The 11129-nt window shown below is 58.2% G+C and carries 8 protein-coding genes and 1 pseudogene; 1 reads left to right on the forward strand and 8 read right to left on the reverse strand.

Translation table 11 applies throughout. The features are described from left to right. Positions 1-63 precede the first annotated feature (63 nt). The 5 genes from trmFO to sucC are packed head-to-tail and all read right to left on the reverse strand — an operon-like array spanning position 64 to position 7012. Positions 64-1416, reverse strand: a complete 1353-nt coding sequence (trmFO, locus tag ACFPB1_RS24290) for an FADH(2)-oxidizing methylenetetrahydrofolate--tRNA-(uracil(54)-C(5))-methyltransferase TrmFO (protein WP_379228753.1) — start codon at positions 1414-1416, stop codon at positions 64-66. Positions 1417-1451: 35 nt separating this feature from the next. Beyond that, entirely contained in the window at positions 1452-3557 is a 2106-nt protein-coding gene (gene topA / locus ACFPB1_RS24295; RefSeq protein ID WP_379228755.1) for a type I DNA topoisomerase, read from the reverse strand. A gap of 26 nt (positions 3558-3583) precedes the next feature. Further along, the gene (gene dprA / locus ACFPB1_RS24300; RefSeq protein WP_379228756.1) at positions 3584-4837 is read right to left on the reverse strand and encodes a DNA-processing protein DprA; all 1254 of its coding nucleotides are present in this window, start codon (positions 4835-4837) and stop codon (positions 3584-3586) included. Between the two features lie 27 nt (positions 4838-4864). Next, complete coding sequence (gene sucD / locus ACFPB1_RS24305) at positions 4865-5794, reverse strand: succinate--CoA ligase subunit alpha (RefSeq protein ID WP_379228758.1); 930 nt, start codon at positions 5792-5794, stop codon at positions 4865-4867. Between the two features lie 57 nt (positions 5795-5851). Continuing rightward, the gene (gene sucC, locus ACFPB1_RS24310) at positions 5852-7012 is read right to left on the reverse strand and encodes an ADP-forming succinate--CoA ligase subunit beta (protein ID WP_379228759.1); all 1161 of its coding nucleotides are present in this window, start codon (positions 7010-7012) and stop codon (positions 5852-5854) included. 500 nt (positions 7013-7512) lie between these two features. Between sucC and ACFPB1_RS24315 the strand changes: the two genes are divergently transcribed. Beyond that, a complete protein-coding gene (locus ACFPB1_RS24315) occupies positions 7513-9075 on the forward strand; it encodes a YifB family Mg chelatase-like AAA ATPase (protein WP_379228760.1) in 1563 nt (520 codons plus the stop codon). 121 nt (positions 9076-9196) lie between these two features. Here ACFPB1_RS24315 and ACFPB1_RS24320 read toward each other — a convergent pair whose 3' ends face one another. The 3 genes and pseudogenes from ACFPB1_RS24320 to ACFPB1_RS24330 all read right to left on the reverse strand — a co-directional run. Beyond that, positions 9197-9601 (reverse strand): YraN family protein, encoded by a 405-nt coding sequence (locus tag ACFPB1_RS24320; protein ID WP_379228761.1) that lies wholly within the window; start codon positions 9599-9601, stop codon positions 9197-9199. After that, positions 9598-9918 carry an EscU/YscU/HrcU family type III secretion system export apparatus switch protein gene (locus ACFPB1_RS24325; protein WP_379228763.1) on the reverse strand — a complete coding sequence of 107 codons (321 nt, stop codon included), beginning with the start codon at positions 9916-9918 and terminating at the stop codon, positions 9598-9600. The genes ACFPB1_RS24320 and ACFPB1_RS24325 overlap by 4 nt, the downstream gene beginning before the upstream one ends. Next, a pseudogene (locus tag ACFPB1_RS24330) lies at positions 9915-11129 on the reverse strand (hypothetical protein); the annotation flags it as partial. The gene ACFPB1_RS24325 and the pseudogene ACFPB1_RS24330, both read right to left, overlap by 4 nt.

Below are 11129 nucleotides of genomic sequence, written 5' to 3' on the forward strand. Positions count from 1 at the left end.
AACAGCGGCCGCTTGACGTACGTTGCTGCCGCTGTTGAGTAATCTTGCCCGCTCGCTTCGCGGTTAATCGTGCAGCGCTTCTTCGGTCTTGCCGGCATTCGCCAGCTGTGTCTCTTGGAACCGGGCCAGCTGCTCGAGCGCCCGGTATGCGATTGCGTCATTCTTGTCCTTCTTGCTGCGCATCCGCTTCTCGAGCGGCGGGAAGAGTCCGAAATTGGCGTTCATCGGCTGGAAGTGCTTGAAATCCGCCGTCGTAATGTACTGCGCCATGCTGCCGAGCGTCGTATCGGCAGGGAAGATGACAGGCTCCAGCCCCTTCGCGACCCGGCCGGCGTTTATCCCGGCGATAAGCCCCGAAGCCGCCGACTCGACGTAGCCTTCTACCCCGGTCATTTGGCCGGCGAAGAACAGATTGTCGCGCTTGATCGTCTGGTATGTCGGCCGGAGCAGCCTCGGCGAGTTGATGAACGTATTCCGATGCATGACGCCGTAGCGCACGAATTCCGCGTTCTCCAGGCCCGGAATCAGAGATAGGACGCGCTTCTGCTCGCCCCATTTGAGATGGGTCTGGAAGCCGACCAAGTTGTACAGCGTGCCGGCGGCATTATCCTGGCGCAGCTGAACGACCGCGTGGGGCAGCTTGCCCGTATGGGGATTGATCAACCCGACGGGCTTCATCGGCCCGAACAGCACGGTCTGCTTGCCGCGGCTCGCCATGACTTCGATCGGCATGCAGCCTTCGAAGTACTGTTCCTTCTCGAATTCTTTCAGCTCGGCCGTCTCCGCCGTGATGAGCGCGTCGTAGAACCGTTCGAACTCTTCTTCCGTCATCGGGCAGTTCAGATAGGCCGCTTCGCCTTTGTCATACCGCGAGGCCAAATATACTTTCGACATATCGATGGAATCTTTCTCGACAATTGGCGCCGCGGCATCGTAGAAATAAAAATATTCTTCGCCGAGCAATCCTTGAATTTGCGCCGAGAGACGCGGGGCCGTAAGCGGCCCGGTCGCGATCAGCACGATTCCGTCGGTCGGAATTTCCGTCATTTCTTCTGTGCGCACTTCGATGAGCGGGTGCTCCTTTAAGATCCGCGTCACGTCGCCGGAGAAGCCGTCACGATCGACGGCGAGCGCGCCGCCTGCCGGAACGGCGTTGCGGTCCGCGCAATCCAGGATGAGCGAATTCATGCGGCGCATTTCTTCTTTCAACACGCCGACCGCATTGGTCAATCCGTTCGCGCGGAGACTGTTGCTGCATACCAATTCCGCGAATTGGTTCGTATGGTGAGCCGGCGTTTTGGTAGCCGGCCTCATTTCGTACAGAGTAACCGGCACGCCTTGCGAGGCGATCTGCCAAGCGGCTTCGCTGCCCGCGAGGCCCGCGCCGACGACTGTAACACGTTGCACATCTGACACTGCGTTTACCTTCCTTTCAATTCCGAAGCCATCCTCTACAATTCAGCGGATTCCGGCTCCTCCACCACTTCTTCGTTATGTTCGCACTGGGTGCAAACAAGCTTCGCGCCGCTCCGGTTTCGTTTCTCAACCATAAGCCCTCCGCAATTCGGACATGGCTTGCTCGCCGGTTTATCCCACGAGACGTAGTCGCATCCCGGATACTGGTCGCAGCCGTAGAAAAAACGTCCCTTCTTGCTGCGCCGCTCGATGATCTTGCCGACTTTGCATTTCGGGCAAGCGACGCCGATGTCTTTGACGATCGGTTTCGTATTCCGGCATTCCGGGAATCCGGAGCAAGCCAGGAATTTGCCGAAACGCCCCATCTTGTAGACCATATGCCGGCCGCATTTCTCGCAAATTTCATCGGACACTTCGTCCTGCAGCTCGACTTCTTTCATTTCTTCTTCAGCCACTTCAAGCCGCTTCTCGAACGAATCGTAGAAATTGCCGAGTACGCGGACCCAATCTACTTTGCCGTCTTCCACATGGTCGAGGTCTTCTTCCATGTGCGCGGTAAATTCCGCATCCAATATTTCCGGGAAAAACTCCTCCATCATTTGAATGACGAGCTCCCCGAGCTCCGTCGGAATGAACCGCTTCTCTTCCATCGCGACGTAACCGCGCTTCTGAATCGTTTCCAGCGTCGGCGCGTACGTACTCGGCCGGCCGATGCCGATTTCCTCCATCATGCGTACGAGACGCGCTTCTGAATAACGCGGCGGCGGCTGCGTAAAGTGCTGCTTCGGCTCGACGGCATCCGCCGCGATCGATTCGTCGACAGCGACCGGCGGCAAGAACTTCTCTTCGTCAGCCGCTCCTTCGTCGTCGCTGCCTTCCACGTAAATTTTCATAAAGCCCGGGAACTTCACCTTCGATCCGACGGAACGGAAGATCGCGCCGCTGCCGACGTTGAAATCGACCGTCATCGTATCCAGGACCGCCGAAGACATTTGGCTTGCGACGAACCGCTCCCAGACGAGCTTATACAGCCGGAATTGATCGCGGCTCAGGAATTCCTTTACCGTCTCGGGATCGCGGAGCACGGACGTCGGCCGCACCGCTTCGTGCGCATCCTGCGCGTTGCTGTTCTTCTTGGTATACACGCGCGGTTGTTCCGGCGCGTAGGTCGGGCCGTATTTCTCTTCGATGTAGCCCTTCGCTTCTTCCTGCGCAACGGGAGAAATGCGCGTCGAATCCGTTCTCATATAAGTGATGAGACCGACGGTGCCTTCCTTGCCCAAGTCGACGCCTTCGTACAGCTGCTGCGCCACGGACATTGTCTTGGATGCACGGAAGCCGAGCTTACGGGCCGCTTCCTGCTGGAGCGAGCTCGTCGTGAAGGGAGCCGCGGGATTCCGCATGCGTTCCTTTTCTTTCACTTCGCTGACGATAAACGGAGCGGATCCCATCGCATCCAGCACCGTTTGCATTTGCGCTTCATTGCCAAGCTCCAATTTCTCGCCGTTCAGCCCGTAGAACTTGGCTTCGAAGGCCGTGTTCCCTTTTTTCAACTGTGCGGTGATAGTCCAATATTCTTCCGGTACGAACGCGTCGATCTCGTTCTCGCGGTCGATGATGAGCTTCACGGCAACGGATTGCACGCGGCCCGCGGACAGCCCTTTTTTGACTTTCTTCCATAATAAAGGGCTGATTTTGTAACCGACGAGCCGGTCCAATATCCGGCGCGCCTGCTGCGCGTTCACCAAATCCATATTGATCGGCCGCGGCGTCTTGAACGCGTCCTTGACGGCCTGCTTGGTAATCTCGTTAAATACGACACGGCAGGTGTCGCTCTCGTCAATCTCGAGATAATGCGCCAAATGCCACGCGATCGCCTCGCCTTCGCGGTCAGGGTCCGCCGCGAGATAGACTTTTTTCACTTTTTTGCTGGCATCTTTCAGTTCCTTCAGGACACTGCCTTTGCCGCGAATGGTAATATATTTAGGTTGAAAATCGTTTTCGACTTCGACGCCGATTTGGCTCTTGGGCAAGTCGCGGATATGACCCATCGACGCTTTGACGATAAATTTGCTGCCGAGATATTTGCCGATCGTTTTCGCTTTTGCCGGCGACTCGACGATGACCAATGAATCCGCCATGGCGTGCCCTCCTCTCCGCTTATTCGCTACATTACACTATATATGGAACCGGGATGCTGTTCAATCTTCCGTTTTATAGTTAAATTTATCAGAACTGAATGCAAAAGTCCAAACGGGAAGCCGGAAAGCTCGTGCAGCTCGTCCGTCGTGCGCGCTTCTTCCCGCAACAAACGGTAGATCAGCGCCTCGTTTTCGTCCAGTGAGACGTCCGGCGAGGCCTCGGTTTCAGCCTGATCCGGATTAGCCGAACGGCCGAAATCGGGCAGCCCTTCGTATTCCTCGAGAATGTCCTGAATCGATGCCACGAGCTTCGCGCCTTGCCGGATCAATCCGTTCGTCCCCGCGCTCTTCGGTGACGAGACCGGTCCCGGAACGGCGAAGACGTCTCTCGACATGTCCAGCGCTTGATCCGCCGTAATGAGCGACCCGCTACGCTCGGCTGCTTCCACGACAACGGTGCCAAGTGACAAACCAGCGATAATGCGATTGCGCTGCGGGAAGAGCCCCGGATGAAACGGCGTGTTCGGCGGAACCTCCGAGACGATCAGCCCTTGACTCGCGATTCGCTGGTAGAGCAGGCGGTTCTCGGCGGGATATACGCGGTCTACCGGCGTCCCCAGGACGGCGATCGTGCTGCCGGCGCTATTCAGCGCCCCTTCGTGTGCCAACGCGTCTATACCGCGCGCAAGGCCGCTGACGACCGTGACGCCGTTCTCCGACAGCCGTTCGGCCAGCGAATGAGCCATCTTCCTTCCGTAAGACGTTGGTCCTCTCGTGCCGACGATCGCAATCGCGTGCCGCCTCAGCAGTTCCACGCGCCCAATGACATAGAGCACCCAGGGCGGCTGCGGTGATTCGCGGAGAAGTTCCGGATAGTCTTCGTCGAAATAGGTAACGTAGGAAATGCCCCGTTCGCTCGCTTGCCGCCGACGCGTCTCGGGATCGACCGTTGAAAACGCATTCGTTAGTGCCAGCGCCTGTTCCGGCTTCAGCCCGACGGAACTGACCCATGCCTCCGGTTTGAATCGGTCGTAATCCGACCAATGGCCGCATTCCACGGCCTTGCGTACCGACTTCCAGCCGACGGACGGCGTTTCGTGCAGCGTGATGAGCGCTTCCGCTCTAAGATTCATTTCTTTCATTGGAATGTCCCAGCCCCTTAAGGACCCGCATCCTATTTTGCTTGAGGCACCAACAGAATGCAAGCCGATTTTTGCAAAACAATAAAAAAAGCAACCTCTCCGGCCCGTTAAGGGGTTGGAAAGGTTGCTTACCTTCAAAAACGGAATATGCGATTCAAGCAGATGTTAGTGCGTTTTGCACTTCTCGAGCAGGCCGCGCTCTTCAAGTACGCTGACGAGCGTGGAACCCATGTCCGACGGTGTAGGAGCTACGCGGATGCCGCATTTCTCCAGTGTCGCGATTTTTTCGGCAGCAGTGCCTTTGCCGCCGGAAATGATGGCGCCCGCATGGCCCATCCGTTTGCCCGGAGGCGCCGTCGCGCCGCCGATGAAGCCGACGACAGGCTTCGTCATGTTCGCCTTGATCCACTCTGCCGCTTCTTCTTCCGCGGAGCCGCCGATTTCGCCAATCATGATGACCGCGTACGTGTCCGGATCATCGTTGAACATGCTCAAGATGTCGATGAATTCCGAGCCTTTAACCGGGTCGCCGCCGATGCCGACAGCGGAGGATTGTCCGATGCCGCGTGTCGTCAGCTGATGAACCGCTTCATACGTGAGCGTTCCGCTGCGGGATACGACGCCGACATGGCCTTTCGTGTGGATGTAGCCCGGCATGATCCCGATTTTGCACTCGCCCGGCGTGATGACGCCCGGGCAGTTCGGTCCGATCAGAAGCGTTTTGCGGCCTTCCATGTAGCGTTTCACTTTGATCATGTCGATGACCGGAATGCCTTCGGTAATGCAGATGACAAGATCCAGTTCCGCGTCGACGGCTTCCATGATGGAGTCTGCCGCGAAAGCCGGCGGAACGTAAATAACCGAAGCGGTTGCACCCGTCTTCGCGACGGCTTCCACTACCGTATTAAAGACCGGAAGGGATACGACCGATCCGTTCTCGAGCGTGATATCGACGTTCGTGCCGCCTTTGCCCGGCGTAACGCCGCCGACCATTTGCGTGCCGTAATCGAGGGCGCCTTTCGCGTGGAACAATCCCGTGGCGCCAGTAATACCCTGGGTAATGACTTTCGTATTTTTGTCTACCAAAATGCTCATCGAGACTCACATCCCCTAAATGAATTCGTGTGCCGCCAAATTGCGACAAAATTTGGATTACTTCACAAGCGCGACGATCTTCTGCGCACCGTCGGCCATGGAGTCCGCAGCCACGATGTTCAGTCCGGATTCGTTCAACATTTTTTTGCCGAGCTCGACGTTCGTGCCTTCGAGGCGAACGACCAGCGGACGGTCGAGACCGAGCTCTTTCGCCGCCGAAATAACGCCGTCCGCGATGATGTCGCACTTCATGATGCCGCCGAAGATATTGACGAAAATGCCCTTAACCTTCTCGTCGGAGAGAATGATTTTGAACGCTTCCGTAACTTTTTCTTTCGTAGCGCCGCCGCCTACGTCCAGGAAGTTGGCAGGGTCGCCGCCGTAATATTTGATAATATCCATCGTCGCCATAGCCAGACCAGCGCCGTTGACCATGCAACCGATGTTGCCGTCGAGCGCGATGTAGCTCAAGTCGAATTTGGATGCTTGGATTTCCTTCTCGTCTTCCTCATCCAGATCGCGCAGTTCGAGGACGTCCTTATGACGGTACAACGCGTTGGAATCGAAGTTCAGCTTGGCGTCGAGCGCCATGACGTTCCCGTCGCCCGTGACGACAAGCGGATTGATTTCGGCAATGGAGCAGTCCTTGTCCACGAATGCCGCGTACAGCGAGAGCATGAACTTGGCCGCTTTGTTGACAAGCTCGTTCGGGATGTTGATCGCGTAAGCAAGCTTGCGCGCTTGGAACACTTGAAGGCCGACCGCAGGATCGATGACTTCTTTGAAAATCTTCTCCGGCGTGTGCGCCGCGACTTCTTCGATCTCTGTGCCGCCTTCTTCGGAAGCCATCATGACGATACGTCCCGTTACGCGGTCCACGACAAGACCGATGTAGTATTCCTTCTTAATGTCGCAGCCTTGCTCGATGAGCAGGCGTTTTACTTCTTTGCCTTCCGGTCCCGTTTGGTGCGTGACCAGCACTTTGCCAAGGATTTGGCTTGCGTACTCGCGTACTTCTTCCAAACTTTTGGCGACTTTGACGCCGCCGGCTTTACCGCGGCCGCCTGCATGGATTTGTGCTTTCACAACGGTTACGGGCGTGCCCAGCGATTTTGCCGCTTCTACAGCCTCGTCCACGGAGAACGCCACTTTACCTTCCGGCACGGCGACCCCATATTGCTTCAGCAATTGTTTACCCTGATACTCATGGATATTCATTTACGAAAATCCTCCTATCCGCAGTTAAATCCTACGTATGTACACAAAACCAATAAGTATTGTAACACGATTCGATATGGCTTTCCTAATTTTTTAAGACGAAAAACCAGCTTTTTTGATATCATTTTCATCTCATTGCGAGATGAAAGCGGACTATTTTCAGATGGCTTGGAGAAGTCTTGATCCAGTCCCTAGTATTTCCAAAGATCGTCAATTTATCGATACGGAACATACGTTCGCTATAGGCTGATTGTAGCACGATCCAACGACGGAAAGCAACCTCCAATAATGAATCAATTCGAAGCTGTGCCGTAGAAATATCATGCCTTCTTTCAATTCATTAGCAGGCGTCACTGCCAAGCAGATCCGGCGATTCCCGGCACGATGCGCGGTTGACAATGATTTTGCTCCTCCATTAAGATGAATGGAGAGAATGATATTGCAACGGTTCTGTGAGGAAGCACCTTCGGCCGAATTCAGCGCGGAGGTGTTTTTTTGTCATGTATACGCAAATATGCAGCGGAAGCGTCTACGGCGTCGAGGGGCGGATGATCGCCGTGGAAGTGGACATCTCGAGCGGCTTGCCGCAGGTTAACGTCGTCGGCTTGCCGGATCCCGCGGTGAGAGAGTCTGTCGAACGCGTGCGGGCGGCGGTCAAAAACTGCGGGTTCGCGTTCCCGATGGAACGTATTACCGTCAATCTGGCACCGGCGGATTTAAGAAAAGAAGGAACGGCATTCGATCTCGCCATCGCCGCCGGCGTGCTGGCTGCAAGCGGTCAGCTGCGCAGCGAATTATTTCAAGATTTCCTCGTCCTGGGCGAGCTGGCCTTGAACGGCGAATTAAGAGCGGTCCCCGGCGTACTTGCCATGGTCGAACAAGCCAAGCAGCGCGGCATCTCGAAGGTGCTGCTCCCTCGCGGCAACGCCTCCGAAGCGGCCTGCATCGAAGGGATGGAGCTGTTCGCCGCCTCCCATCTGCGCGAGCTCGGCGATCCTAAATCCGACCGGCAATCGTGGGAAGCGCTGCGCTACGATCCGGCGGACGATGCGGAACGTCACGCTCGCACCGACGCCGCGTTCAGCGGCAGCGCTCCCGGGCACGGCGACTTCGGAGACGTGCTTGGGCAGCATCACGCGAAGCGCGCGCTATTGATTGCGGCCGCCGGCAGTCACAACGTCTTGCTGGCCGGACCGCCCGGCACGGGAAAAACGATGCTCGCCAAACGCCTCCCCGGCATAATGCCGCCGCTTCGGGAAGAGGAGGCGCTGCAAGTAACGAAGATCTACAGCGCGGCCGGCAAGCTGCCCGGCGGTATTCCTTCGCTGATGCGGGAGCGCCAATTTCGAAGCCCGCATCATACGATATCCGCGGCAGGCTTGATCGGCGGCGGTTCCATCCCCCGGCCGGGCGAAGTGACATTGGCGCATCGCGGCGTGTTGTTTTTGGACGAGCTGCCCGAATTTTCGCGGGCCGCGCTCGAGGTGCTCCGGCAGCCGCTCGAGGATCGCGAAGTGACGATCGCCCGTTCGCGCGCCGTCTTCCGCTTCCCCGCTTCCTTCCTGCTGGCGGCCTCGATGAATCCGTGCCCTTGCGGTTATTACGGCCATGATTCCGACGATCAGCGCTGCGTCTGCTCCGAAATTCAAATCGCCCGCTATCGGGCCAAAATATCCGGCCCGCTGCTGGATCGCATCGACATGCACATCGAGGTGCCGAGACCCCTAGCATCGGAGGGATTGACGAGCGGCATGACGACACCGGAAATGCGTGCGCTCGTGCTGCTGGCCGTTCGCCGGCGCTCGGAGCGGCGGAGCGGAAGCCGCGAGCTCGGCGAATTGGCCGGCGCGTCGCTGCGCAGGGCGGTCGAGATGACCAAAGCCGCGGACGACTTGTTGCGCAAAGCGTTCGATTCGCTCGGCGTAAGCTTGCGCGCGCATGACCGCATTCTCAAGCTGGCCAGGACGATCGCCGACCTCGACGGCCAAGATCGCGTCGACCAGGAGCATGTGGCGGAAGCGATTGGCTACCGGAGCTTGGACCGGAAGCTGCATACGTTATGACAAGAAGCTGAGCTGACGCCATTCGTCAATCTTCACCGTTTGCCGCGCATGTATATTGCCTTATATGCGCACTGCAAAAAGAGATGCCCCCCGGCATCTCTTTTTGCATCACTTGCTTCACTTAAAAGGCAGCTTCCACGTGCCTCAGCTCTTCAACTTTGAATTCCGAATCCGTCTCGGTTTGGCGAAGCGTAATGGCGATGACATCGAATCGCAGACGCGTGCCGTGCAGCTTGTTCATCGACAAGTAAACTTCGGCGATCGACCGGACTTGCAGCCGTTTTCGGCCGTCCACCGACTCTACCGCGGTTCCGAATCGTCCGCCCGCTCTGCGCGTGCGCACCTCAACGAAGACGATCGCCGACTCATGACGGGCAACGATGTCCAATTCACCTGCGCGGCAGCGCCAATTCCGGTCCAGGATGCGGTAGCCGCGGTCTTCCAAATATTCGGCCGCTTGCCTTTCGCCGTATAGGCCGATCGCCCTTCTTCCGTCAGGCTTGGCGGTACGTTGATATGGTCTCATTGACGCTCTTCTCCTCCCGCCCGCTGGTCGGACCGATACACGAAGGACAAGATTTCCGCCACAAGCGTGTACAGCTCGGGCGGAATTTCCTGGTCGACGTCCAGCTTCGACAACACCTCGACGAGCGAGGAGTCCCGCTGGACCGGTACGCCGCTTTCCGCGGCCTTGTCCAAAATAGCCTCGGCCAGCTTGCCTTTGCCTTTCGCGACGACGACGGGCGCCGCGTCATCGCCGGGCTCGTATTTGAGCGCGACCGCCTTTTGGGACGGCTCGTACGATTCGGTCAACGCCCCGCGTCTCTTATGCGCTCCGCTCATGCCCGCATGTCCACTCCTTTATAGGGCTTCGCAGACCATTCCAGGCTGTCGGCGGTCGCCTTCGTTCCGTCCTGGCCGTTCATCCGTTCCGCGATGCGTTCAGGCATCGGCTCTGCCCGAAGCGTCAATAACGCATACCCTGCCTTTGCGAGCGCGTCATCAAGCTCGCCCCTTGTAGACTCCAGCAATCCTGCCGCGGAGGGATGATCGTTCCACAGCTGGAGGTTGACGATCCTATCGACGACTTGTACGTCCACGACCGTGTCTCCGAGCGTGTGCATGCGCAGATCGAACAGCAATCTGCAATTGTCGCCGTCAAGCTCGCCCTTCCGGCCTCTGCGCGTCTGAATATGGACGGAAGCCGTCTGACTGCCGTCCGGCCCTTTCATCGGCACGAACAACGTCACGTGCGAGAACAACGCGCCGTTCGTCTCCGGCGTCATCAACAGCTGCTGACCGGTAATGTGCGCGACCAGCTGCTGCGCCGCATCGCGAATTGACGGAGACACGTCATTGGCGGCCGCCAAGGTCATCAGCGCGCTCTTCAGCGACTCGGACGAGCCGAGCTTGCCCGAATCCCCGGCCGCGGATCCGGTTAAATCGGGAAGCGGCATTCCGGCGGGTGGTGCTGCCAGAAGAGGCGCGAACCTCTGTGGCACCGAAAACCCGTGCACCGGTCCGATGGATGTCGTTAGCCGTTCCTGGATGGCCGCTCTTGCAGCCAATGACGCCGCATCCGCAGAGCCATGGCGTGCTTCTCCTGCCAGAGGGTGTACCTGCGATGAGGTCGCCGACATTGGGCTAGCCGGCGTGGAACGGATCGTCGACGTTGCCAGCAAACGCTCATGATCGACGCCCATCCACTTCATCAACTGTCCGACCCAACTGCTGCCGGACGCAGACGATGTCGACTGAGCCGAATTCGCATTCGTGCCTGCATAGGGACCGCCGGCAGCCGGCGAACTCGCCGAATCGGACAACACTCCAAGCCTGACGTCCGCTGCGCCGCTCCGCAGCGCGGCGGCTTGTTCCCGTGCCAGTCGCTGCTCGTGCGGCATGCCTTCCACGCTGCTTCGTGCGGTTGAACCATGCGCCGTTCCGGCGTCGGCCGCGCGGCTAAGCTCGCTCGCCTTCGGCGGCGGGCTGCCCGCCCCCGCCCCCGCCTCCGCGGCAGCCCCGCCGCTGCGCGCCGCCGCGCCGCCGGCTGCGCC

Source organism: Paenibacillus sp. GCM10023250, from assembly GCF_042653205.1.
GTDB lineage: Bacteria > Bacillota > Bacilli > Paenibacillales > Paenibacillaceae > Paenibacillus_Z.

Bases quoted from the DNA above. Each gene is read 5' to 3' on its own strand.
- ACFPB1_RS24315 (WP_379228760.1), top strand. From the start codon at position 7,513: ATGTATACGCAAATATGCAGCGGAAGCGTCTACGGCGTCGAGGGGCGG.
- topA (WP_379228755.1), bottom strand. From the start codon at position 3,557: ATGGCGGATTCATTGGTCATCGTCGAGTCGCCGGCAAAAGCGAAAACG.
- sucD (WP_379228758.1), bottom strand. From the start codon at position 5,794: ATGAGCATTTTGGTAGACAAAAATACGAAAGTCATTACCCAGGGTATT.
- ACFPB1_RS24320 (WP_379228761.1), bottom strand. From the start codon at position 9,601: ATGAGACCATATCAACGTACCGCCAAGCCTGACGGAAGAAGGGCGATC.
- ACFPB1_RS24325 (WP_379228763.1), bottom strand. From the start codon at position 9,918: ATGAGCGGAGCGCATAAGAGACGCGGGGCGTTGACCGAATCGTACGAG.
- sucC (WP_379228759.1), bottom strand. From the start codon at position 7,012: ATGAATATCCATGAGTATCAGGGTAAACAATTGCTGAAGCAATATGGG.